We start from the raw sequence: 22,979 nt of genomic DNA, 5'->3' as shown, positions 1-22,979 counted from the left end.
CGTGTCGGTGTGGACCTCGCCTAGCGGCAGACGGTCCGCTCGTAGACCGAGCCGCTGTAGCGGTCGTAGTCGCGGGTGGTCCAGCAGTCGCGGCCGTAGCCGTAACCCCGGCCATAGCCGTAGCCATAGGGACGCCCGTAGCCGTAGCCGCCGTAGTAGCGCGGCGGGGGCGGCGGCGGGGCGTAGCCGTAGCTGTAGCCGCTGCGATAGTGGTTGTTGCCGTTGCCGGCGATCGCCGCGCCCAGGGCCAGGCCGACGATGCCGCCAGCGATGGCGACGCCGGCGTCGTTGCCGTGGTGGTGGTGACGGCCGCCGTAGTAGCCGCCATAGCCGCCGTGACGGTAGCCTTGGGCCGAGGCGGCGCTGGCGCCGGCGACCATGGCCAGGGCCGCGACGCCCGCGGCGACACGGCCGATCGTGGTCTTCAGATTGCGGGTCATGACGCTGTTCCTTCCTGGAGGAGGCGTTCGGATACGTCCCATCTCCTTCTTGAGACCATCCTCGGACCCAGCGGCTGAACGCAGGCTGAACGGGGCCGTCAGCTTCGGCGACCATGGCCTGGAGTCCTAAATCCTTGAAACAAGCCGATTGATTCACCTTTCCGCGCGAGGATGCGGCCAAGACGGCGCCCAGAACGGGCGGCGACAGGCTTGAAGGCGACCAGGCGATGTCCAGGAACGTGGCTTATGCGGCCGGCGAGGATCTGCAGATCCTGTCGTTCGAAGTCGGGACCCAGACCTATGGCGTGCCCGTTGGCGCGGTTCGCGAGATCCGCGGCGTGACCCCGGCCACCCCGCTGCCGGACGCGCCGCCCTATGTGCGCGGCGTCATCAACCTGCGCGGCCAGGTGATGCCGGTCATCGACCTGTCCGAACGCCTGGGCAAGGGCGTGGCCGCCGACAGCGCCCGCCAGGTGATCATCGTGGTCGAGCACCACGACGACGTCGCCGGCCTGCTGGTCGACGCCGTCTGCGACAGCTTCATCGTCTCGGCCGACGCCATCAGCCCCCCGCCCCCGCTGGGCGAGGACGCCGCCTCGCCCCTGGTGGCGGCGGTGATCACCACCGAGGCGGCCATGATCGTGCTGCTGGCCGTGGACGCCATCCTGCCCGAGCGTAAGGTGGCCATCGCGGCGTAAGGCTTGCCGCATCCTCGTCCTTCGACAAGCTCAGGATGAGGATGAATTCGAACGCGGCGCATCCATCATCCTCATCCTGAGCTTGTCGAAGGACGAGGGCGACGCCCTCTCCGAACATTTGTTCGAACACCCCTTCCTTCGCCCCCCGCCCGCCCGCTAGGGTCTCCCGAAACGAACTAGGGAGATCGCCAATGAAGGCCGCCGTTCTGCGCGAAGTGGGCAAGCCGCTCACGATCGAGGAGGTCTCGATCGGCAAGCCGGGTCCGCGCGAGGTGCTGATCCGCACCAAGGCCGCCGGCGTCTGCCACTCCGACCTGCACTTCGTCGAAGGCTCCTATCCCCATCCTCTGCCCGCCGTGCTGGGCCACGAGAGCGCCGGGATCGTCGAGGCGGTCGGGTCCGAGGTCCGCACCGTCAAGGTGGGCGACCACGTGATCACCTGCCTCAGCGCCTATTGCGGCCACTGCGAGGTCTGCCTGACTGGCCATATGAGCCTGTGCATCAGCCCGGAAACCAAGCGCGCCAAGGGCGAGGAACCGCGACTGTTCCGCGAGGACCTGTCCGGATCCGGCGACACGAAGATGGCCCAGTTCCTGAACCTGTCGTCGTTCGCCGAGCAGATGCTGGTGCACGAGCACGCCTGCGTCGCCATCCGCCGCGACATGCCGTTCGACCGCGCCGCCCTGATCGGCTGCTCGGTGATGACCGGCGTCGGGGCGGTGATCCACACCTCGGGCGTGCGGCCCGGCGAGACCGTGGCGGTGATCGGCTGCGGCGGCGTGGGCCTGGCGACCATCAACGGGGCGGCCATGGCCGGGGCCGGCCGGATCATCGCCATCGACCGCATCCACAGCAAGCTGGAGCTGGCCAGACAATTCGGGGCCACCGACGTGATCGACGCCGGGGCCGACGATCCGGTCAAGGCCGTGCAGGAGCTGACCGGCGGCGGCGTCCATCACAGCTTCGAGGCCATCGGCCTGAAGGTCACCGCCGAGCAGGCGTTCAAGATGCTGCGTCGGGGCGGCACCGCCAACATCATCGGCATGATCCCGGTCGGCACGATGATCGAGCTGCACGGCCCCGACTTCCTGGGCGAGAAGAAGATCCAGGGCAGCTTCATGGGCAGCAACCGCTTCCCGGTCGACATGCCCCGCCTGGTCGACGCCTATATGGGCGGCAAGCTGAAGCTGGACGAACTGATCTCGCGGCGCATCAAGCTGGAGGACGTCAACTCGGCCTTCGACGAACTGAAGCGGGGTGAACTGGCGCGGTCGGTGATCGTGTTCGATTGAGGATCATCCCCCGTTCGTCATCCTCGGAACAAGTCCGAGGATGAAGAGGATGAGGTGATCGGGGAGACGCTCTTGCCCTAGACGCTCCCGCCTCCGCCATGGCATCGGAAACACCCCACGCCTCCACCGAGACTCCCCCATGGCCCGCTACGACTTCGCCTCCGACAACGTCGCCGGGGCCATGCCGGAAGTCATCGCCGCGATCGTCGCCGCCAATGAAGGCACGGCGTCGGGCTATGGGACCGACCATGTCAGCGCCGCCGCCGCCGACCGCATCCGCACCTTGCTGGACGCCGACGCCGAGGTGCGGTTCACCGCCTCGGGCACGGCCGCCAACGCCTTCGCCCTGACCTGCCTGGCCCAGCCGCACGAGGCGGTGCTGGCCCACGAGCACGCCCATATCTGCACCGACGAGACCGGCGCGCCGGGCTTCTTCGGCCAGGGCGTGGGCCTGATCGGCCTGCCCGGCGCCTCGGGCAAGATCGCCTTGCCGGGGCTGGAGCTGGCCCTGGCCGAGCCTGACGTCTCGTACCGCCAGCCGGCCGCCGCCCTGTCCCTGACCAACGCCACCGAGTACGGCACGGTCTACAGCGCCGACGACCTGGCCGCCCTGATCGCGCCGGTCAAGGCCAGGGGTTACGGCGTCCATCTGGACGGGGCGCGGCTGGCCAACGCCGTGGCGGCGGGCTTCGACCTCAGGCGGGTGGCGAAGATCGGCGTGGACATCCTGGTGATCGGCGGCACCAAGGCCGGCTCGACCCCGACCGAGGCCGTGGTGTTCCTGGACAAGGCCTTGGCCCGACGCCTGGACGCCCGCCTCAAGCACGCCGGCCAGCTGGTCTCCAAGGGCCGGTTCCTGTCCGCGCCATGGCTGGGCCTGCTGGGCGAGGCCGGCGACGGCGGGCCCTGGGCCGCCCGCGCGGCCCATGCCAACGCCATGGCGCGGAAGCTGGCCGCCCTGATGCCCTTCCCCCTGCGCCATCCGGTCGAGGCCAACGGCCTGTTCGTCGACATGGACGACGCGGCCCTGGAGCGCCTGCGTGCGCGGGGCTGGTTCGTCTACCGCTTCCTGGACGGCACGGCCCGCTTCATGTGCTCCTGGGCCACGACGCCGGAGATGGTCGAGGAACTGGGCGAGGCGCTGAAGGCGGTGGCTTGAAGCTAAGCCGTTGAGTTCACCCAGGCCGCCACCTAAGATACGCGCCAGATCAGCCGCGAGGAACGGAATGGCGCTGCACGGAAAGTTCGCTTCGGCGGCTTTGGGCCTGATCGTCATGCTGGGCGCTTCGCCCGCCCCAGCGCAAATTTCCGCCCAGGCCGCCGCCCTGACTGGAAGCGAGAACGTCTTCATCTTCCGCGCCTACGCCGAACCAACCCTATGGTCGACGACCCTGAAGATCGATGGCCGCAACGTCGCCACCCTGAAGCAGAACAGCTTCACCGCGGTTCAGGTCGCTGCTGGAGTCCACAAGCTCAAACTCGGCTGGCCTCTGCTTTCGGCGCAGAACAACGCCGAACTCCAGGTCGATATCGAGCCGGACAAGACCTACTACTTCGCCATCATCGGCGCGGCCGGCATCGACCACGTCGAAGGCAACATCATCTACGTCAGGGATGGATCCGGCTTCGTGCCGGTCGAGCCGGAAAAAGGCGCGCCGGCCATCCAGGCCTGCTGCACATTCACCGCGCCGGCTGCTGTGAGACGTTCGGGAGACTAGTGGCGCGCATTGGCGGCAGTGACCCGCTCGCCCGCCAAACCCACACCAGATCCCGAACGCCGTAACGTGCCGAACTCGGATCACTCCGCCTTTGAATCCGGCGGGTCCTAACGCGCCCGCGTGTACTCCAGCCGCACCGCCTGCGACTCCCGCCCGCCGCGCGTCTCGTAATAGGCGTAGGTGAAGTGGTCGTCGTCCTGGCGCGTCAGCACCTCGCGCAACGGGATCGACTGGCCCGGATGGTCGAAGTCGGGCGTTTCGCCGACGAAGGTGTAGCGCCCGGCCGCCGCGTTATAGGCGCCCCGGGCGACAATCAGGCCGGTGAAATTGACGTCCATCCAGGTGCTGAAGAAGGTCTTCGCCGCCGTGTCGTAGCCGATATAGCCCAGGCCGTGGAACGGCTTGTCCTTGCCGGCGATCCGCAGGTCCTGCCGCAGGTGGCGGCCGTCCAGCACCATGGCCAGGTCGGCCTCGCCCTGGTCGACGACCGGCGGCTTGTCGGGGCTGGTCCAGTAGCTCTGCTTGACCGTCCAGTGGCCGGCGAACCGCGCGAGGGCCGCGTGCTCGGCGTCCAGCGTTTCAGCCCGCACCCCTGACGTCGCGCCAAGCATCGCCGCCGCCACGATCAACGCCGTCCTGAACCCGATCCGCATCATCCGCTCCTCCCGATTCAACGCCGGGAAGACGTGCGCGGTCGGGCGGACGGCCGCAACTACCTCGCGGGTCAGTGCAACTCGCCGGCCGCCAGCCTGGCGCAGACCTCGGCGGTGCGCGCGTCGGCCGGAAACGCGCAGTCGATGCGCAGCTCGTCCAGGGTCACGTCGCGCGGGGCGGCGAAGGTGGTGATCGTCTCGAAGAACCGCAACGGCCCCGCGCGACTGTTGAACACCATGGTCAGCACGGGTTCGGGCTCGGCGCCCAGCTCGCGCAGCCGCCAGGCGGCCGGAACGTCGGGATAGCGCAGGATCTCGTCGAGCAGGCGGCGGATCTCCGGGTCGGCCGGCGAGGCGATCAGCTCGTCCTGCAGGCGGCGGACGAACTTGGCCGCCACCTCGGGCCAGTTGGCGATCACTGGGCGAAAGTCGTCGGGGTCGAAGACCTGGTGCAGCAGGTTGGTGTGCGGGCTGGCCCGCCCCTCCATCAGGAAGGCGTTGACCCGCATCGCCGCCTCGTTGGCGGCCAGCACTTCGAAACGGCGGCTGATCACGAAGGCGGGATAGGGCTCCTGGTGGCGCAGGATCAGGTCGATCGCCTGGCTGAGCGGCCCCATCGCGGGATTGGTCAGGTCGCGCTCGCCATATTGCGGGGCGTAGCCGGCCGCCAGCAGCAGGGCGTTGTGCTCGCGCAGCGGCAGGCCCAGGGCGTCGGCCAGCCGCGAGATGACCTCCCGCCCCGGCTGGGCCTTGCCGATCTCGACGAAGCCGAGATGGCGGGCGGAGACGCCGGCCTCGTGGGCCAGGTCCAGCTGGCTCATTCGCCGCAGCTCGCGCTGCTCGCGCAGCAATACGCCGATGGCCGGGCGCCCGTCCGCGGTGCGTTTCGGTGCGGGCGCGGCGGTCATGGCGATGTCCTCAGGCGTCGGGACCAAGATCTGGGACCGGCTCGGACGCTTGTCCAGCCTCGGCCGGCCGCCGCCCGCCGTCGCGCACGATCTTCTCCTCAGCCGTGCGCACCATGCGGCGCTGGTCGTGGAAGGTCGCCAGCTGAGCGCAAGCGGTGAAGAAGCCGCCGGGCGCGCGGGTGTCGATCCCCTCGGCCAGAGTCAGCAGGTGGATTTCGGCCGCCTCGAACCGCGCCAGCACTTCCAGAAGGTCGACCAGGTGGGCGGCGAAGGCGTGCAGGTTGATGACCGCCAGCACGTCGCCGGGCTTCATCGCGGCCAGGGCCTGGTCCAGCCCCGGCTTGTGCACGGCCAGGCCGTAGCAGCGGTCGTGGAACAGCTGGTCGCAGCCGGCGTCGAACAGCCGCTGCGACTGCGGCCCGTCGATCACCACGCCCCTGACGGGCGGAACCCTGAGATAGCCGACCATGCGCATGGTCGCTGTGTGGCGAAGATCGCGGCGCGAGGCTAGGGGGCGAGGGCGGAAAGGTCGGGGATAAATTGGACGGGACAGGCGCATGCGCCTGTCCCCGGCTTTACGAACCGCCTTATCGGCGCGCCGTCGAGCTCAGAACCCCCTCATCCTCCCACGCCTGCGCCACGGGCCTCTCCTTCTCCCCAGGGGAGAAGGCGACCACGGGCGCCTTCATCTTGTTCTCCACGACAACCCCCAGCATCGCCGCGATCTCGGCGGCCGGCTTGGGGCGGCTGATGAAATAGCCCTGGATCTCGCCGCAGCCTTGGCGGCGCAGCTCATCCAGCTGTTCCACCGATTCCACGCCCTCGGCCGTGGTGGTGATGCCCAGGCTGGTGCCCAGGTCGAGCACGGCCTTGATGATCGCCAGGGCGTCGGCGTCGTCGAGGATGTCCCGCACGAAGGTCTGGTCGATCTTGATCTTGTCGAACGGGAAGCTGCGCAGGTAGCTCAGGCTGGAATAGCCGGTGCCGAAGTCATCCATCGAGATCCGTACGCCCAGGGCCTTCAGGTCGTGCAGGATCGACATGTTGCCGGCCGTGTCCTGCAGCAGCACCGACTCGGTGATCTCCAGCTCCAGCCGCTCGGCGGCCAGGCCGGAGGCGGCCAGGGCCGAGACCACGGTGGACACCAGATGCCGGTCGCGGAACTGGGCCGGCGACAGGTTGACCGCCAGCCGCACAGGCTGCGGCCAGCCGGCCGCCTCGCGGCAGGCCTCGCGCAGCACCCACTCGCCCAGGGCGTTGATCAGGCCGATCTCCTCGGCCAGCGGGATGAAATCGGCCGGCGAGACCATGCCGCGCACCGGATGACGCCAACGCAGCAGGGCCTCGCAGCCCGTCACCTGGTCGACGCCCAGGCTGTACAGCGGCTGGTAGTACAGCTCGAACTGGCCCTCCGCCAGGGCCAGACGCAGGTCCAGCTCCAGGGCGCGACGGGCCTGCAGGGCCTCGTCCATGGCCTGCTCGAAGAAGTGGAAAGCCCCCTTACCGTCGGCCTTGGCGCGGTAGAGGGCCATGTCGGCCTTCTTCAGGAGTTCGTCGCTGTCGGCCCCGTCGTTAGGTGACACCGCCACCCCGACGCTACCGCCGATCATCACCTGCTGGCCTTGCAGTTCGAAGGTCTCCGCCAGGGCTTCGACGATGCGTCCGGCCAGGCGGGTGGCGCCGGAGAGGTCGGTCAGGCCGCACTGGACCACCGCGAACTCGTCGCCGCCCAGCCGCGCGACGGTGTCGCCCTCGCGCACGCAGGCCCGCAGGCGCTCGGCGGCGATCTTCAGCAGGGCGTCCCCAACGGGATGGCCCAGGGTGTCGTTGACGGTCTTGAAGCGGTCCAGGTCGATGCAGTGCACCGCCACCAGGTCCTCCCGCCGCCGACAGGTCCTTCTGGAACAGCAGGCGGTTGGGAAGGTCCGTCAAAGGGTCATAGTGCGCCAGGCGGGCGATCTGGGCCTCGGCCCGCTTGCGCTCGGCGATGTCCTCCGAGACCCCCAGCAGATATTCGGCCGCGCCGTCGGGGCCGGGAATGGCGATCTTCTTGGTGCGCAGCAGGGCGACCGAGCCGTCCTTGCGTGGCACGTGGTCCTCCTCGATCACCCGCACCTCGCCCGACGAAATCACCTCGGCGTCGCGCTCGCGATAGATGGCCGCCTGCTCGGCCGGGTAGAAGTCGGCGTCGGTGCGGCCGATCATGTCGGCGCGGGGGTGGCCCAGGATCTTCTCGCCGGCCCGGTTGAGCAGCACGTAGGCGTGGTCGTCGGCCCGCTTGACGAACACCATCGACGGGATGGCCTCGACCACCGCGGTCATGAAGGTGCGGGCCCGTTCCTCGTCGGCCTTGGCCGAGGCCAGGGCCTCGACGCCCCGGCGGTTGGTCTCGTTGGCGGCCTGCAGCAGGCCCAGCACCGTGCCGACGCCGAGATAGCGGCCGCCGTCGGTGACGATGAAGCCGCGCAGCAGGTCGCTGGCCCGATAGGACAGGCTGTCGCTGGTGAAGGCCGCCAGTTCGACGTCGGCCTCGACCACCAGCGGGTCGCTGTCCATCAGCACCGAGATCGGCCGCAGGGCGTACAGGGCCCGGCCATATTCGGCCGCCATGCGCAGGAAGAAGGCGTTGCGCTCGACCAGGCCGATGGGACGGTCGTCGGCGTCCAGCACCGGGACGATCAGGGTGTCCGGCTCCTCGCGGAACCGCTCGTACAGCGTCTTGCCCAGGGTGTCGGCGCGGGCCGGAACCAGGGACGACACGGTGTCTCGCAGGGTGAACATGGCAAGCCCCTTTACTCGGGGCTGGAGGGACCATTTCTCGCCTAACGAGTGGCTAATCCCGGGGCGCAAGCGTGGCTATTTCACGAAAACTTCGCGGGGACGTCACAGTGTTTGCCGGGGTGTTTACCGCGAGCGATCCCGAGCGGTGATCGGCGAGGTTTCGCGCCGCTGATTTCAAGCTAGGCTGCAGGGCATGGCGATAAAATTGAACCGGGACGAGAAGCTCGCGCGCCAAGTGGCGGATCTCGCGCGTTTCGTTCGTCAATATGGGCGTCCGAAGCAAAAGCGTCAGGAACCCAACGATCGGGACTATGATCGCAAGCAGGAAGCCGCGATCAAGAAACTGGCGCCGGAAGATCTCGACCGTCTCTTGCGAGACGACGAGATCGACTAGCCGTACATCACATTTGTCATCCCGGCGAAGCGGGATCCGGGACGACAAACCGACCGGATAGGAACTCCGCCTAGTGCACCGACACGCCCAGCCGGTTCCACAGGTTGATCATCGCGATCACCGTGGTCAGGGCGCTGGCCTCGACGTCGGTGAAGTGCTCGCGCAACGCGGCGCGCAGCGGGCCGAGGTCGGCGTGGGTGGGCAGCTGGGTCAGGGCCTCGGTCCAGGCCAGGGCGGCCTTCTCCTTGGCGGTGAAGTCCGACACGTGGCCCCAGACCACCAGGCGGTCCAGCCGCTCGTTGGTTTCGCCGTCGTCGCGGGCCTCCTTGGAATGCATCTTCACGCAGAAGGCGCACTGGTTCAGCTGCGAGGCGCGCAGCTTGACCAGGTGCACCAGGTGCTTGTCCACGCCGGCACCCACCGCCGCCGTCTCGGCGGCGATGAAGGCCTGGTAGACGGCCGGTACGTTGATGTCGTGGCGGAAGGGGGCGGTTTGGGCGCTCATGGTCTTGTCCTCGTCTGGCCCGATCTTGGGGCTTCGGGAACAAGACGACGCAGCCGGGGCCCGCGTGACATCGGCGGCGAAAAAACCTTCCGCTCAGCGAGCGGGCGGCGCGCCGAAGATGAAGCCGTGCTTCTCGCCGTTGAAGCGGACCACCATTTTCAGCTCGCGCGGCGCGTCGCGATCGAACTTCAGCTTGTCGGTGACGATCTGGCCGCCCGCGGCGGTGTTCGGCGCGACCTCGACCGACTGCAGGATCGCCGCCCGCAGGGTGTCCACCTGGGCCTGGTCGGCCTTGCTGAGCTTGCCGGGCGCGCCGATCTGGGCCTGCACCTGGGACGACAAGCCGCCCGCCACCGTCTGGTTGGCGCCCGAAAAGCCGCTGACGTCCAGCCGTCCGTCCTGACCCGTGGCCAGAGCCTGCCCCCCATAGCCGGTCGCCGATCCGACGGACCGCCCCGGCGCCGGGCTTGAAACCTCGGCGATCAACTGGTCCAGGGGCAGCAGCGCCACGGGCTGGTTGGCGCTGGTATAGAGCTTGATATCGGCGGCGTTGAGGGTGACAGGCGCCGCGCCCTTGTTGAAGGCCACGACCCGCAGGACCAGCCGCCCGTTCGACAGGGTCGGGTCGGCCTTGATGCTGACCACCCCGCCCGGCAGGGTGGAGACCAGGCCCTCGATGACGGCGGCCGAGGGATCCTCGTCCGCGGCCATGCCTTGGCCGGCCGCGCCCAGGCCCATGACGACCAGCGCGCATCCTATCGCCAGCGATGTACGACGGTTCATGGCGATCCTCCCTTTGTTGTTATTGCAATAAAGGATGGAATGGGGGGCTCGCCGGGTCAATCGCTATGTTAGCGGTCCCTTCGGTCCTGTCCGCCCTATTGCAGGCCTTCGCGGCCGATCGCGTAGAAGCGTTCGGCCCGCTGTTTCTTCAGCTCGGCCGGCGACAGCTTCATCAGGGCCTTCAGCTCGTCCTCGACCGCGTCGCCAACGGCCTCGATGGCCGCGGCCGGGTCGGAATGGGCCCCGCCGGCCGGCTCGCCGACGATGCGGTCGACGATCTTCAGCTGGATCAGGTCCTGGGCGGTGATCTTCATGTTGGCGGCCGCGTCCTTGGCCCGGGCGCCGTCGCGCCACAGGATCGAGGCCGCGCCTTCCGGCGAGATCACCGAATAGATCGAATGCTCGAGGATCAGCACCTTGTTGGCCCCGGCCAGGGCGATGGCCCCGCCGCTGCCGCCCTCGCCGACGATGGTGGCGACCATCGGGGTGCCCAGCACCAGGCCGCGCTCGGTGGAGCGGGCGATGGCCTCGGCCTGGCCGCGCTCCTCGGCGCCCAGGCCCGGATAGGCGCCGGCAGTGTCGACGAAGGTGATGACCGGCAGGTTGAAGCGCTCGGCCATGTCCATCAGGCGCACGGCCTTGCGGTAGCCCTCGGGGCGGGCCATGCCGAAATTGTGCTTCAGGCGGGTGGTGGTGTCGTGGCCCTTCTCGTGGCCCATGACCACGACGGGAACGCCGCGGAACCGGCCGAGGCCGCCGACGATCGCCTGGTCGTCGGCGAACTTGCGGTCGCCGCGCAGCTCGACGAACTCATCGATCAGGCCGGCGATGTAGTCCTTCAGGTGCGGCCGCTCGGGGTGGCGGGCGACCATGGTCTTCTGCCAGGCGTCGAGGCCGGCATAGGCTTCCTTGCGCAACTGCTGGGCGCGGTCGCGCAGCGCCTGGATCTCGCTTTCGAACGCGCCGGGGCCCGCCGTCTCGGAAAGCCGGGACAGCTCCTCGATCTTGCTTTCCAGATCGGCGATGGGTCGCTCGAAGTCGAGATAGTGCGCGGCCATGGGTCTCTTAACGTCGCCGTTGCGGAAAGGTGGCGAACCTAGAGCGCGATAGCCGAAAACGAAACCGGTTTTGGCGTCCCGGCCACGAAATCGGCCCAGAAGCGCCTCACGCGCTGGCCGGCCCTGCGACTCGTCGTCGCAGCGACACCTTGGCCGTGTGGGAACCCCTTTTGCGTCCCAGGGATTCGTCCCCAGGAGAGTCTCGTCTGAAAACCGATGGTTACTGGTTAATCGCGGGGTTCTCGCCTATATGCTTCTGGTCGGCTTAGAACCAAAGCCGACGCCTGCGGCCCCGCCCATCGAATATGGACCCGGTCCCGCCTGATGCGAACGGACGTTCCCATGCAGGTGTTCACCTTCTTCTGTGTCGAGCCGGATGGCTCGGTACCGCGCTTCGACGTCACCCCCTGTCCCGACGACCATGCCGCTCGCCGTCGCGCCGAAGAGCTGGTCGGCGTCCATCGCGGCTGCGACACCGTCGAGGTGTGGCGCGGGGCCACGCGCCTGTTCGAGGTGACCTCGGCCCAGCGCGCGGCGGCCTGATCGTACGAAGCTTCAAGCGCGTCCTTTTCGGCGCGCTATAAGTCGGGCTTCGTTCGCCGGAGTCCGCCATGATCGTCGCCCCCGCCCGCCCCTCCGCCACCGCCGACGACAGCGGCCATGGCGGCGTGCAGATCCTGGTCGCCGCCGGCCCCAGCCGCTTCGCCGCCGACCTGGGCCCCGTGGACGGCGGGCTGGACATCGGCCCCAATCCCCACGACCTAGTCGCCGCCGGCCTGGCGGCCTGCACCACCCAGACCCTGCGGCTCTACGCCCGGCGCAAGGCCTGGGCGCTGGGCGCGGTGCACGTGGAGGTGACCTGGCGTCGCGACCCGTCCTCGCAGCCGGCCGACCTGTTCGAGCGGACGATCACCCTCTCCGGCGACCTGGACGAGGCCCAGCGCGCCCGGTTGATGGAGATCGCCGAGGCGTGCCCGGTGCACAAGATGCTGGTGGCGGGGTCGCGGGTGGTGACGTCGGTGGCGGCGTAACCCCCTCCGGCCCTCTGGGCCACCTCCCCCAGAGGGGGAGGATTTAGTCCGAGCAGATGCTCCCCCTCTGGGGGAGCTGTCGCGAAGCGACTGAGGGGGTCCTTCGCCCCCTAGAACCCATACAGCCCAGCATATTCCGCGTCCTTCGCCGCGATCTGCCGGGCGCAGTCGACCATGACCTTGGCCTGTTTCCAGGTCGCGTCGTCCTGCATCTTGCCGTCCAGCATGGCCACGCCCGTCCCGTCGGGCATGGCCTCCAGGATGCGCCGGGCGAAGGCCACCTCGTCGGGGGCCGGCGAGAACACCTTCTTGGCGATGGCGATCTGGCTGGGGTGCAGGGTCCAGGCCCCGGCGCAGCCTATCAGGAAGGCGTTGCGGAACTGCTGCTCGCAGGCGACCGGGTCGTCGATGGCTCCGAACGGGCCGTAGAACGGCTTGATGCCGTGAGCCGCGCAGGCGTCGACCATCTTGGCGAAGGTGTAGTGCCACAGGTCCTGCTGGACGGAAGCTCGGGGCGAACCGTCGGCGTGCGGGTCCTCGATCACCCGGTAGCCGGGGTGACCGCCGCCGACCCGGGTGGTCTTCATGGCCCGGCTGGCGGCCAGGTCGGCCGGTCCCAGCGAGATGCCCTGCATGCGCGGGCTGGCCCCGGCGATCTGCTCGAGGTTCATCACCCCCTCGGCGGTCTCGAGGATGGCGTGCAGCAGGATCGGCCGGGTGACCCCGTGCTTGGCCTCCAGCGAGGCCAGCAGCTGGTCCATGTAGAAGATGTCCCACGCCCCCTCGACCTTGGGGACCATGATCACGTCGATGCGGTCGCCGGCCTTCTCGACCAGGGTCGCCACCTCGTCCAGGTGCCAGGGCGAGTTCAGGCAGTTGATCCGCACCCACAGGCCCACGCCCAGGGCCCGGAAGTCGACCTCGCGCGACATCGCCACCGCGCCGGCCAGGGCCGCGCCCTTGGCGTCGGCGGGGATGGCGTCCTCCAGGTTGGCCAGGATCACGTCGACCGTCGGGGCGATCTCGGGGAGCTTGGCCCGCACCTTGTCCAGGTGCGGCGGCACGAAGTGGATCATTCGCTCGACCCGGGCCGGCGGCTCGCGCCACGGCGTCGGCGCGCCGATCGCCAGGGGTTTGAAAAAGCCTCGGGGGGTCTTCATGGCGGGCTCCCGGCGTCGTTTCTTATTTCGCAGTTGCGAGAAGACTGCGGCGCGGGGTGGGCGGGGTCAAGGCTGACGCATGGGTCAGCGGAAAGCCGCCGCCCTCGCGAAAGCTCGACGGTGAATAATTGCAACCGACCAGCTAAGCTGCCCGAATGCTCACCAGAAAGCCGCGCCGTCTAGCCATTTCGATCGTCGCTGCCGCTCTTCTGCTGGCGACCGGCGGGTGGTTTGCACAGCGAGAGATCTCGTGTCGTCAGTTGGCGAGACAAGCCAGCGCGTATCCCGATGCGCAGGTGCGTCGAGGCGCGGGCGGCGCATGTCGGATGTGCAGAGACAAGGGTTGGCTTTACGATATCGCCTTCGACCCGTGCGTCAAAGCCGACCGCGCCTATGCTGGGGTCAGAATTCCCTAACTATCCCTTCGCCGGCGGTCCCTGGACCGGCTGCGGCGGCTCCTCGGGATCCTCGCGCGTCAGGTCCTCGGCCGCGTCGTTGCTGGACGCGGGGGCCGCGGCCTTGGCCTTGGCCCGGCGGGCGGCGCGGGGCTCCAGGCGCAGGGCGGCGCGGGCGTCGTCGCCCTCCTCGCCCAGCACGCCGCGCAGGCGCAGGTCGCGCTGCGGATAGGGGATCTCGATCCCGGCCCCGCGCAGGGCGTCATCGATGGCCCAGGTATAGGCCGCGAAGATCGCCGCCGGCCGGCGCACCGACTCGATGGTCGGCCAGACGACCAGCTCGAACTTCAGCGCCGAGTCGCCATAGCCGACCAGCCAGACCTGGCTCTTGCGCACGGCGTCGTCTGGCGAGGTGAACGGCACCGAATGGGCGGCCTTCAGCACCGCGGCCCGCACCTTCTCCTTGTCGGCGCCGAAGGCGGTGACGAACGGCACGCGGATGCGGCGGTTGGAGTGGTGCAGGGTCCAGTTGATGACCTGGTCGTTCACCAGCACCGAGTTGGGCACGATGATGTCGGTGCTGTCGTTGGTGCGGATGCGGGTGGCGCGCGGCCCGATCTCGTGGACCACGCCCCGGGCGCCGTTGGACAGCTCGACGAAGTCGCCCACCGCCACCAGCCGCTCGAACACCAGCGAGATCCCCGAGGCGAAGTCCTTGATCACCCCCTGCAGGCCGAGGCCCACGCCGACGCCCAGGGCCCCGGCGAACACCGCCAGCGAGGTCAGGTCGATGCCCATGGTCGACAGGGCGGCCAGGAAGCCGATCACCACCAGGCCGTAGGTCGCCAGCTTCTCGACCACGTACAGCGACGAGGCGTTGTCGACCGCCCGAGCCCGCAGGCGGCGCAGGCCGGCGGCGGCCAGGCGCGCGGCCAGCATCGCCGCCGCCACGATCACGATCGCCGCGCCCAGCCCGCCCAGGGTGATGGTGCTCTTGCCCATCTTGACCAGTTCGAGGGCGTCGAGGCGCTGCAGCGGATTGTCGGCCATGACGGCGAGTGTGGGGGCGCCGGGACGGAAGGGGCAATACCCAAAGCTCCCTCTCCCATGGGGAGAGGGAGGGGCCCGCGCCGCCAGGCGTGGGAGGGTGAGGGGGTGGTGAGTCCGACGGAGCGCCGGCAGGGCGTTGCGAGAAATCGGTGAGGGTGTAACCCCTTGTCTGTTGGAGAAGCGGTAAGCTGCTGGTGTCTTCCGGGACGTCCGCCTGGTGTTCTCAGCACCAGGCGGACCGCCGGCGGAGGGACCGATAACCCCTGAGCGTTTTGGCGCTGCGGGTGAGCCTGGTCGCCGCTGGCATATCCATGACCCGGATGGTTGCAGGGACGTATGGGTCCGGAGCCACAAGGATGGGATCGATGGATAGGAACAAGTCTAGCACAACGATCGCCGGGATCGATGTGGGCAAGCGCCAGTTGGATGCGGCCGTGCTCGGCAGGGCCGAGCAGCATCGGGTGGCCAACGACGCAGCGGGCTGGGAAGGGCTGATCGCCTGGCTGGCGGAACGCGGCGTCAGACGCGTGGGGCTGGAGGCGACGGCGGGCTACGAGCGCGGCGTGCGGGCCAGACTTGAGGCGGCGGGGCTGGAGGTGGTGGTGCACCAGCCGCTGGAGGTGAAGCTGTTCGCGCGCCTCAAGCGGCGGCGGGCCAAGACCGACCGGCTGGATGCGGCGCTGATCGCGGCGGCGACGGCGCAGGTGGACACGGTGCGGGCGGCCCAGGACCCGCGCCTGGCCCATCTGGCCGAACGCCTGACGGCCTACGAGCAGATCAGCGACCAGGCCGCCCAGCTGAAGACCTTCATGGAGCATGTGACCCTGCCCGATCTGGCCGCCAGCCTGGGCGAGCAGATCCAGAGCCTGGCGCGGCTGAAGGCCCGGCTGGCGCGCGAGATCCTGGCCGCGCTCAAGGCCTGGCCCGACCTTCTGGCCCGCTGGACGCTGCTGCGGTCTCTGCCAGGTGTCGGGCCGCTGGTGGCCGCCAGCCTGGTGATCCGCATGCCCGAGCTGGGCGCCCTCAAGCGCGGCCAGCCCGCCAGCCTGCTGGGCGTGGCTCCCTTCGACCGCCAGTCGGGCCAATGGAAGGGCCAGAGCTTCATCGGCGGCGGTCGAAGCCGACCTCGCCGCATGCTCTATCTGGCCGCCATCGCCGCCAAGCGCTTCGATGCCGCCTTCAAGATCTTCGCCGATCGCCTCCTGGCCGCCGGCAAACCGCCCAAGGTCGCCATCGTCGCCGTCATGCGAAAACTCGTCGAAGCCGCAAACCTCGTCCTCAAGCGACAGCAGCCCTGGGTTCGCCACGCCTGATCAACATGGTTGCTCACCCTCCCACCGCTACGCGGCGGGTCCCTCCCTCTCCCCTCCGGGAGAGGGCGACTATCTGCCCACCATCGCCAGGCCGGCCTCGCTGTAGCGCGCGCCCTCGACCGCGGTCTCGGGCACCGCCGCGGCGATGCGGGCCAGATCGTCGGCCGACAGGGCCACGTCGACGGCGCCGAGGTTCTCCTCCAGCCGGCTGATCTTGGTGGTGCCGGGGATCGGGGCGATGTGCTCGCCCTGGGCCAGGATCCAGGCCAGGGCCAGCTGGGCCGGGGTGATCCCCTTCTCGGCGGCGATCGCGGTCAGCGCCTCGACCAGGGACAGGTTCTTGGCCAGGGCCTCGCCTTGGAAGCGCGGCAGGCCCCGGCGGAAGTCGTCCTTGGCCAGCGGCGCGTCCGCCTTGATCGCCCCGGTCAGGAAGCCCCGGCCCAGCGGGCTGTAGGGCACCAGGCCGATCCCCAGTTCACGGATCACCGGCAGGGTGGTCTGCTCCAGCTCACGGAACCACAGCGAATATTCGCTCTGCAGGGCCGCGACCGGCTGCACCGCGTGGGCCCTGCGGATGGTCTCGGGACCGGCTTCCGACAGACCGAAATGCTTGACCTTGCCCTCAGCGATCAGGTCCCTGACCGTCCCGGCCACGTCCTCGATCGGCACGTTCGGGTCGACGCGGTGCTGGTAGAACAGGTCGATCACCTCGACGCCCAGCCGCTTCAGCGAGGCCTCGGCCACGGTGCGGATGTGCTCGGGGCGGCTGTCGGTGCCGCGCATCCTCGCGAAGCCCTCGGCGGTCCCTTCCGGCGCGATGTCGAAGCCGAACTTGGTGGCGATCACCAGCTTGTCGCGGAACGGCTTGAGGCCTTCGCCGACCAGCACCTCGTTGGTGTAGGGGCCGTAGACCTCGGCGGTGTCGAAGAAGGTGACGCCCAGCTCGACCGCCCGGGCCAGCACCTTGAAGGCGTCGGCCTTGTCCAGGGCCGTGCCGTAGACCTGGCCCATGCCCATGCAGCCCAGGCCGATGGCCGAGACTTCCAGCCCGTCGCCGAGTTTGCGCGTCTTCATGGTGATATCCTCATGCCTGGGTTTGCGGTCGAAAGGCGCGGCCTGCCGACGGGGTGAAGATGGGGGCGGGCCCCTCCCGGGATAAGCGCTTGAAGTCTCAACGAACTGCTGAGCAATACTCAGCAATGGATTCCCGCCCCCTGCCCGACCTCGCCGTCTTCGCCCTGGTGGCCCAGCATCGCAGCTTCCGCGCCGCCGCCCAGGTGCTGGGCGTCTCGGCCTCGGCCCTCAGCCACACGATGCGCAACCTGGAGGCCCGGCTGGACGTGCGGCTGCTGCACCGCACGACCCGCAGCGTCGCCCCCACCGAGGCCGGCGAGCGGCTGCTGGCGCGGCTGGCCCCAGCCCTGGCCGACATCGACGCGGCCCTGTCCGAGGTGGCGGCGTTCCGCGACCGGCCGTCGGGGCGGGTGCGGATCAACATCGCCCGCTCGGCGGCCCGCTGGCTGGTCGGTCCGCGGATCGGCGGCTTCCTGAACGCCTATCCGGACGTGCGGATCGAGATCGTCTGCGACGACGGCCTGTCCGACATCGTGGCCGGCGGCTTCGACTGCGGGGTGCGGCTGGGCGAGAGCCTGCAGGCCGACATGATCGCCGCCCCGTTGGGCCGCGAGCTGAGCCAGGCCCTGGTCTGCGCGCCGGCCTATGTCGTGGCCCACGGTGCGCCCGAACGGCCCGAGGACGTCCTGAACCACCGCTGCCTGCTGTTTCGGCGCGGCAGCGGCCAGCCCTGGCCGTGGGAGTTCGAACGCCAGGGGCGCGAGGTGGTGGTCAACCCGCCGGGCGTGCTGGTCAGCGACGAGAACGAGGTCATCCGCCGCGCCTGTCTGGACGGCGCCGGGCTGGCCTTCCTGATCCGCGACCAGGTGGCCGACGACATCGCCACCGGCCGACTGGTCTCGCTGCTGGACGACTGGTGCGAGCCGTTCCCCGGCTTCTTCCTCTACTATCCCAGCCGCCGCCAGCTCTCGCCGGCCCTGCGGGCGTTCATCGACTGGATGCGGGCCTAGGGGCCCCTCGGCGTTCGCGCTTGGAGCCGCACGACGCCCCTTCCGTCTCGTCGCTGCCCGCCGAGCCACCTCCACCCGCTTCACGGGTGAGGAGAAGACGGCGTCGGTCGAGGGGGATAGCCAGGGAAGCTGTCATACAGCCATTGTAATCAATAGTGTTCGATCCGCTCTGCGAAGCGGGATCGGCCTCTTGAAGACAGGCGCTCCGATAGACGCGAACAGCAGGACGGCGAAGCCATGAATGGAGTAGAAAGAAGATGACGCTAGAGTGCATCAACCCGCACGATCTGCCGACCCCAACGACCTATACTCAAGTCGTCGTCGCAAAAGGCTCCAAGCTCATATTTGTCGCCGGCCAGGAACCGGAAGACATCGACGGGAAGCTTGTAGGTTCCGGTGATCTGGCGGTTCAGGCGCGTCAGGTGTTCGCCAACCTTGGTCGAGCCCTCGCGGCCGCCGGCGCCGCGCCTGAACACGTCGCGAAGATTACGATCTACGTTGTCGACTACGACCGTGATCGCCATCTGTCGATCATCGAAGAGGCTCGCGTTGGGCTGTTCGGCGATCACAAGCCCGCCGACGTCCTCCTGGGAGTCACCGCCCTTTCTCCTGGCTACCTCATCGAGGTGGATGCGTTCGCTGTCGTGGATGGGTAGGCGACAGGTCGGCCGAGCCTGGAACTGTCGGTCCGGCTGAACATGGCCTTGGCGGGAATGACGGCGAATTTGGCGAAGCGCGCCGGCCCCTCGGTCAGCCCCGATCGCGCTAGACTTCGTCGAACGGCGTCACCAGAAACGCCGGCGTCGCCTCGGCCCGCGCGGTCAGGGCGACTAGGCGAGGGCACGCCGCCGCATCGACCGACTCCGGCAAGGTCCTGATCGCGAAGGTCCAGACCACCGCGCAGGTCAGCCAGGCCTGGGAGCCCTCCAGCCAGGTCGGCGGCGAGGCCAGTTCGGCCTCGAGCAGGCTCCAGGCCGCGCTGACCTGCCCGCGCACCCGGTCGATCCAGGGGGCGTGATGCTTCTCTTCGGGGCGCAGGTTGAACTCGTAGACCAGCGACACCGTCTTTTCGCAGGCCGCCAAGGCCAGGCCCAGGATCCGCTGGGCGCGAGCGTGATCGGCCGGACGGTCGGGACTCAGGCGCCGCCCGGCCAGCCGTTCCAGGTGCTCGATGATCAGGGTCGAGTCCATCAGCACCACCCCGTCGTCGGTGACCAGGGTCGGCGCCTTGACCACCGGATTGATCGCCGCGAAGGCGTCATAGTGGCGAAACACCGACACCGGCTCGTGCGCGAACGGCAGGTCCAGCAGCCGCAGGGTCACGGCAACGCGCCGCACATAGGGCGAATCCAGCATTCCGATCAGTCGCATCGCCGTCCTCCTAAGCCGCCGCCCGCGCCGCAAACCACGGGATGATCCGCCGCAGGGCTTCCTCGACCTCGAGCGTCGAGACCGCGAAGCTGAAGCGGATGAACCGGCGGCCGTCGACCGGGTCGAAATCGACGCCAGGCGCGGTGGCCACGCCGGTGTCGCGCAGCAGGGCCTCGCAGAAGGCCAGGCTGTCGTCGGCCAGGTGGCCGATGTCGGCGTAGATGTAGAAGGCTCCATCGGGCGGAGCGATCGAGGCCAGGCCCAGGGCCGGCAGGGCGTCCAGCAGCAGGGCGCGGTTGGCGCGGTAGACGGCGACATGGCCCTCCAGCTCGTCCAGGCAGTCCATGGCGACCAGGCCGGCGTGCTGGCTCAGCGACGGCGGGGTCAGGAACAGATTGCCCATGAAGGCCCGGGCCCGCTGGACCTGCTCTGTCGGCACGACCACCCAGCCCAGCCGCCAGGCGGCCATGCTGAAGTACTTGGAGAAGCTGTTGACGATCAGGGCCTCGGGTTCGAAGGCCAGCATCGAGCGGGCCGGCTCGCCGTAGCTGAGGCCGTGATAGATCTCGTCGGAGACGACGCGGATCCCCCGCTCGTGACAGACGCCGGCGATCGCTTCCAGTTCGGCCGCCGGGATGATCGTGCCGGTCGGGTTGGCCGGGCTGGCGATGATCACGCCGGCCGGGGCGGGGTCCAGCGCGGCCAGGTGGGCGGCGGTCAGCTGGAAGCGGCTTTCGGCCCCGCAGCCGATCTCGACCGGGACCAGGTTCAGAGCCTTCAAGGTGTTGCGGTAGGCCACATAGCCCGGCCGGGCCAGGGCGACGCGGTCGCCCGGCTGGAAGTTCGAGGCCAGCGCCAGCACCAGGGCCGGCGAGGCGCCACAGGTCAGGATGACCCGCTCGGGATCGACCTCGACCCCGTCCAGGTCGGCGTAGCGCCGGGCGATCGCCGCCTTCAGCAGCGGGCTTTCCCAATAGCCCATGCCGTCGGTGTCCAGCACGTGATGCGCCGTGGCGATCGCCGCCGCCGGGGCGCCGGTCGAGGGCTGGCCGAACTCCATGTGGATGATCGACCGGCCCTGAGCCTTCATCTGGTGGGCCAGGCGGCTGATGGCGATGGCGTGAAAGGGTTCGATCTCAGAGGCGGACATGCCGCCTAACTAGTCCGTGGCGGTGGGGGCGACAACGGCGGCGTTGTCGGACGGTTCAAAACGGTCTAGCTCCGCTCGTGTTCGGGGGAATGACGATGGGCAAGAAGCGTCTCTACACGGCCAAGAGTCCGCTTCGGCGCGCCAAGGGAGCGGTCGTGGGCATCGTGGCCCATTTGATCGCGGTGGCCATCTTCGCGGGCATGGTCGGGATGAACCTGTCCTACCTTCTGGCGGCCGACGGCGAGACGCCGCTGCGCGAAGGCTTCGATCTGCCGGCCTTCGCTCCCTACGCCCTTGCCTATGGTCTGGCGGCCATGTTGCAGATCGCCTCGCTGGCGGCCTACGGCGTGCTGTTCCGGATGTGGGTCCACCGCACCAACCGCAACGCCCACAGCTTGGCCGGCGGCATGGACACTTCGCCCGGCTGGGCGGTCGGCTGGTTTTTCGTGCCGCTGGTCTCGTTGTGGAAGCCGTTCCACGCCCTGGACCAGACCTGGCGCGTCAGCACCGAGCCCTCGCGCTGGAGAGCGCTCGACACCCCGTTCATCCTGCGCCTCTGGTGGGGCTTCTACCTGGCCAGCAACGTCACCGGCTGGGCGTCCGACGTCCTGCGTCAGGAGCGCACCGTAAAAGGCCACCTCGCGGCGGGCATGGTGGCCATCGTGTCGGCCGGCCTGATCATCGGCGCCGGCGTCCTGTTGATCCGGATCATCCGGACCCTGACCGCGCGCCAGGTCTCAAGCCTGGACGCCGCCGCCTTCAACTGAGATCAACATCCGCATAACCTCACAGGTTATCGCTTCAAGGTCCGGAACGAACGAAGCTTCCTTGTCGTCAACGAGGAGCCGCCATGACCGCCTACGCCATCGCCCACCTGCGCCAGGTCGATTTCGGGCCCGCCATCATCGAATACCTGCGGCGCATCGACGCCACCCTGGAACCGTTCGGCGGCCGCTTCGTCGTCCATGGCGCCACGGTCGAGGTGCTGGAAGGCCAGTGGCCCGGCGACATCGTGGTCATCGCCTTCGCGGACCTGGCGACGGCCCGGGCCTGGTACGCCTCGCCCGCCTACCAGGCGATCCTGGGCCTGCGCACCGACCATTCGCGGGGCGAGGTCATCCTGGTCCCCGGCTGCGACGCCGACCACAAGGGCGCGGACCTGCTGGCCGCCGCGTGAGAAGGGCGTTTCGTTGAAAAGTCCGGGTCGATGTCGGGAGACGCGTGTCCTGATCGTCCTCGGCTTGAACCCGCCGACCGGCGGTCCCGTGGAGGAAAGCCATGCCCAAGATCACTCCCTTCCTGTGGTTCGACACCCAGGCCGAGCAGGCCGCCAACTATTACGTCTCGCTGTTTCCCGACTCGCGGATCACCCAGATCACCCGCTACGGCTCTGGCGGTCCCGGCGCGCCCGGCGACGTGATGACCGTGGGTTTCGAGCTGAACGGCCAAGCCTACACCGCCCTGAATGGCGGCCCCCACTTCACCTTCACCGAGGCGGTGTCGTTCGTCGTCCACTGCGCCGACCAGGCCGAGGTCGACCGCTACTGGGACGTCCTGGTCGCCGACGGCGGCCGGGAAAGCCAGTGCGGCTGGCTGAAGGACAAGTACGGCCTTTCCTGGCAGATCGTGCCCCAGGAACTGCTGGACCTGCTGCCCCACCCCGACAAGGCCGCCGTCGCCCGGATGTTCGGGGCCATGATGCAGATGGTCAAGCTGGACATGCCGGCGCTGAAGGCGGCGTTCGACGGGGCCTGAGCTTTGGTGGCTCGACGTCTATGGTCGTGCGTGGTCCTCGTCCTTCGACAAGCTCCGGATGAGGACCATTTGCAGGCTCAGCCATAGAAAACCTCATCCTGAGCTTGTCGAAGGACGAGGTTTTCGAACGTCGAAGCCGATGTCGATCCGCCTAGGCCTTCTTCACGAACTCGGTGCGCAGCACTAGGCCGCGCACCTTCTCGACATTGGCCTCGATCTCGTCGGTGTCGCCGGTCAGGCGGATGTTCTTGACCAGGGTCCCGCGCTTCAGCGTCACGCCGCCCGAGCCCTTGACCTTGAGGTCCTTGATCAAGGTGACGTTGTCGCCGTCGGCCAGGATCGTATCGTTGCTGTCGCGGGTTTCGTCGGACATGCCGTTCTCCAGAAAAGTAGGGGCCTTAGCAGGGCGCGCCCCGTCTTGTCATGCCGCGCCTGAAGGC

Annotated in this window: 26 protein-coding genes and 2 pseudogenes; 14 read left to right on the top strand and 14 right to left on the bottom strand. The window is 68.8% G+C overall.

The genetic code is table 11. The annotated features are described in order from the left end of the window. Positions 1-20: 20 nt before the first annotated feature. On the bottom strand, positions 21-440 hold the full coding sequence (locus tag G3M57_RS03500; protein WP_056758771.1) for a hypothetical protein: 420 nt from the start codon (positions 438-440) through the stop codon (positions 21-23). A 227-nt stretch (positions 441-667) separates the two neighbouring features. Here G3M57_RS03500 and G3M57_RS03495 point away from each other — a divergent pair, with 227 nt between their 5' ends. The 5 genes and pseudogenes from G3M57_RS03495 to G3M57_RS03480 all read left to right on the top strand — a co-directional run bounded on the left by G3M57_RS03495 (position 668) and on the right by G3M57_RS03480 (position 4,148). Further along, entirely contained in the window at positions 668-1,138 is a 471-nt protein-coding gene (locus G3M57_RS03495; protein WP_163228752.1) for a chemotaxis protein CheW, read from the top strand. A gap of 10 nt (positions 1,139-1,148) precedes the next feature. Then, positions 1,149-1,240 (top strand): annotated as a pseudogene (locus G3M57_RS27860) (hypothetical protein); the annotation flags it as partial. Positions 1,241-1,329: 89 nt separating this feature from the next. Continuing rightward, positions 1,330-2,430, top strand: coding sequence for a Zn-dependent alcohol dehydrogenase (locus G3M57_RS03490; RefSeq protein ID WP_163228750.1), 1,101 nt, complete (start codon positions 1,330-1,332; stop codon positions 2,428-2,430). Positions 2,431-2,569: 139 nt separating this feature from the next. Beyond that, positions 2,570-3,589 (top strand): beta-eliminating lyase-related protein, encoded by a 1,020-nt coding sequence (locus G3M57_RS03485; RefSeq protein WP_163228748.1) that lies wholly within the window; start codon positions 2,570-2,572, stop codon positions 3,587-3,589. Between the two features lie 67 nt (positions 3,590-3,656). Next, a complete protein-coding gene (locus tag G3M57_RS03480; RefSeq protein ID WP_163228746.1) occupies positions 3,657-4,148 on the top strand; it encodes a hypothetical protein in 492 nt (163 codons plus the stop codon). Positions 4,149-4,255: 107 nt separating this feature from the next. On the opposite strand, the gene G3M57_RS03475 is transcribed toward G3M57_RS03480, so the two are convergent. From G3M57_RS03475 to G3M57_RS03460, 4 genes and pseudogenes are all read right to left on the bottom strand, one after another. Then, entirely contained in the window at positions 4,256-4,804 is a 549-nt protein-coding gene (locus G3M57_RS03475; RefSeq protein WP_163228744.1) for a DUF1579 family protein, read from the bottom strand. Positions 4,805-4,872: 68 nt separating this feature from the next. Next, a complete protein-coding gene (locus G3M57_RS03470; RefSeq protein ID WP_056758755.1) occupies positions 4,873-5,709 on the bottom strand; it encodes a helix-turn-helix domain-containing protein in 837 nt (278 codons plus the stop codon). Positions 5,710-5,719: 10 nt separating this feature from the next. Beyond that, positions 5,720-6,178, bottom strand: a complete 459-nt coding sequence (locus tag G3M57_RS03465; RefSeq protein ID WP_163228742.1) for a recombinase family protein — start codon at positions 6,176-6,178, stop codon at positions 5,720-5,722. 118 nt (positions 6,179-6,296) lie between these two features. Then, a pseudogene (locus tag G3M57_RS03460) lies at positions 6,297-8,490 on the bottom strand (putative bifunctional diguanylate cyclase/phosphodiesterase). Positions 8,491-8,695: 205 nt separating this feature from the next. Between G3M57_RS03460 and G3M57_RS03455 the strand changes: the two are divergent. Then, the gene (locus G3M57_RS03455) at positions 8,696-8,884 is read left to right on the top strand and encodes a hypothetical protein (protein ID WP_156402270.1); all 189 of its coding nucleotides are present in this window, start codon (positions 8,696-8,698) and stop codon (positions 8,882-8,884) included. A 70-nt stretch (positions 8,885-8,954) separates the two neighbouring features. Here the strand turns inward: G3M57_RS03455 and G3M57_RS03450 are convergent, their stop codons facing one another. From G3M57_RS03450 to G3M57_RS03440, 3 genes are all read right to left on the bottom strand, one after another. Then, a complete protein-coding gene (locus G3M57_RS03450) occupies positions 8,955-9,389 on the bottom strand; it encodes a carboxymuconolactone decarboxylase family protein (RefSeq protein ID WP_163228740.1) in 435 nt (144 codons plus the stop codon). A gap of 93 nt (positions 9,390-9,482) precedes the next feature. After that, positions 9,483-10,172, bottom strand: coding sequence for a hypothetical protein (locus tag G3M57_RS03445; RefSeq protein WP_156402269.1), 690 nt, complete (start codon positions 10,170-10,172; stop codon positions 9,483-9,485). Positions 10,173-10,267: 95 nt separating this feature from the next. Continuing rightward, positions 10,268-11,230, bottom strand: a complete 963-nt coding sequence (locus G3M57_RS03440; RefSeq protein WP_163228738.1) for an acetyl-CoA carboxylase carboxyltransferase subunit alpha — start codon at positions 11,228-11,230, stop codon at positions 10,268-10,270. 342 nt (positions 11,231-11,572) lie between these two features. Between G3M57_RS03440 and G3M57_RS03435 the strand changes: the two genes are divergently transcribed. Both G3M57_RS03435 and G3M57_RS03430 read left to right on the top strand, forming a co-directional pair. After that, on the top strand, positions 11,573-11,773 hold the full coding sequence (locus tag G3M57_RS03435; RefSeq protein WP_028037995.1) for a hypothetical protein: 201 nt from the start codon (positions 11,573-11,575) through the stop codon (positions 11,771-11,773). A gap of 68 nt (positions 11,774-11,841) precedes the next feature. After that, positions 11,842-12,261: an OsmC family protein gene (locus tag G3M57_RS03430; protein WP_163228736.1), complete on the top strand. Its 420-nt coding sequence runs from the start codon at positions 11,842-11,844 to the stop codon at positions 12,259-12,261. A gap of 110 nt (positions 12,262-12,371) precedes the next feature. Here the strand turns inward: G3M57_RS03430 and G3M57_RS03425 are convergent, their stop codons facing one another. Beyond that, on the bottom strand, positions 12,372-13,421 hold the full coding sequence (locus tag G3M57_RS03425; RefSeq protein ID WP_163228734.1) for an HpcH/HpaI aldolase/citrate lyase family protein: 1,050 nt from the start codon (positions 13,419-13,421) through the stop codon (positions 12,372-12,374). Between the two features lie 416 nt (positions 13,422-13,837). Continuing rightward, complete coding sequence (locus tag G3M57_RS03420) at positions 13,838-14,866, bottom strand: mechanosensitive ion channel family protein (protein ID WP_056758713.1); 1,029 nt, start codon at positions 14,864-14,866, stop codon at positions 13,838-13,840. A 365-nt stretch (positions 14,867-15,231) separates the two neighbouring features. Here G3M57_RS03420 and G3M57_RS03415 point away from each other — a divergent pair, with 365 nt between their 5' ends. After that, positions 15,232-16,179, top strand: coding sequence for an IS110 family RNA-guided transposase (locus G3M57_RS03415; RefSeq protein WP_163228532.1), 948 nt, complete (start codon positions 15,232-15,234; stop codon positions 16,177-16,179). Between the two features lie 69 nt (positions 16,180-16,248). Here G3M57_RS03415 and G3M57_RS03410 read toward each other — a convergent pair whose 3' ends face one another. Continuing rightward, entirely contained in the window at positions 16,249-17,253 is a 1,005-nt protein-coding gene (locus G3M57_RS03410) for an aldo/keto reductase (RefSeq protein WP_163228733.1), read from the bottom strand. 125 nt (positions 17,254-17,378) lie between these two features. On the opposite strand from G3M57_RS03410, the gene G3M57_RS03405 reads away from it, so the two are divergent. Together G3M57_RS03405 and G3M57_RS03400 are read left to right on the top strand one after the other, a co-directional pair. Beyond that, positions 17,379-18,263 carry a LysR family transcriptional regulator gene (locus G3M57_RS03405; RefSeq protein ID WP_163228730.1) on the top strand — a complete coding sequence of 295 codons (885 nt, stop codon included), beginning with the start codon at positions 17,379-17,381 and terminating at the stop codon, positions 18,261-18,263. Between the two features lie 257 nt (positions 18,264-18,520). Next, positions 18,521-18,919, top strand: coding sequence for a RidA family protein (locus G3M57_RS03400; protein WP_163228727.1), 399 nt, complete (start codon positions 18,521-18,523; stop codon positions 18,917-18,919). Positions 18,920-19,028: 109 nt separating this feature from the next. Here the strand turns inward: G3M57_RS03400 and G3M57_RS03395 are convergent, their stop codons facing one another. Continuing rightward, on the bottom strand, positions 19,029-19,634 hold the full coding sequence (locus G3M57_RS03395) for a glutathione S-transferase family protein (protein WP_163228725.1): 606 nt from the start codon (positions 19,632-19,634) through the stop codon (positions 19,029-19,031). Between the two features lie 10 nt (positions 19,635-19,644). Next, positions 19,645-20,784: an aminotransferase class I/II-fold pyridoxal phosphate-dependent enzyme gene (locus G3M57_RS03390; protein ID WP_163228722.1), complete on the bottom strand. Its 1,140-nt coding sequence runs from the start codon at positions 20,782-20,784 to the stop codon at positions 19,645-19,647. Between the two features lie 95 nt (positions 20,785-20,879). On the opposite strand from G3M57_RS03390, the gene G3M57_RS03385 reads away from it, so the two are divergent. The 3 genes from G3M57_RS03385 to G3M57_RS03375 all read left to right on the top strand — a co-directional run bounded on the left by G3M57_RS03385 (position 20,880) and on the right by G3M57_RS03375 (position 22,539). Continuing rightward, the gene (locus G3M57_RS03385; RefSeq protein ID WP_163228719.1) at positions 20,880-21,551 is read left to right on the top strand and encodes a DUF4328 domain-containing protein; all 672 of its coding nucleotides are present in this window, start codon (positions 20,880-20,882) and stop codon (positions 21,549-21,551) included. Between the two features lie 83 nt (positions 21,552-21,634). Next, positions 21,635-21,961 carry a DUF1330 domain-containing protein gene (locus tag G3M57_RS03380; RefSeq protein WP_163228716.1) on the top strand — a complete coding sequence of 109 codons (327 nt, stop codon included), beginning with the start codon at positions 21,635-21,637 and terminating at the stop codon, positions 21,959-21,961. 101 nt (positions 21,962-22,062) lie between these two features. Beyond that, positions 22,063-22,539, top strand: a complete 477-nt coding sequence (locus G3M57_RS03375) for a VOC family protein (RefSeq protein WP_163228714.1) — start codon at positions 22,063-22,065, stop codon at positions 22,537-22,539. Between the two features lie 151 nt (positions 22,540-22,690). On the opposite strand, the gene G3M57_RS03370 is transcribed toward G3M57_RS03375, so the two are convergent. Continuing rightward, positions 22,691-22,912, bottom strand: coding sequence for an alkylphosphonate utilization protein (locus tag G3M57_RS03370; RefSeq protein WP_163228712.1), 222 nt, complete (start codon positions 22,910-22,912; stop codon positions 22,691-22,693). Between the last annotated feature and the right edge of the window lie 67 nt (positions 22,913-22,979).

The organism is Caulobacter rhizosphaerae (assembly GCF_010977555.1).
Lineage (GTDB): Bacteria > Pseudomonadota > Alphaproteobacteria > Caulobacterales > Caulobacteraceae > Caulobacter > Caulobacter rhizosphaerae.
Note: the sequence above shows the minus strand (reverse complement) of the source record. Positions and strands in the feature narration are given on the sequence as shown.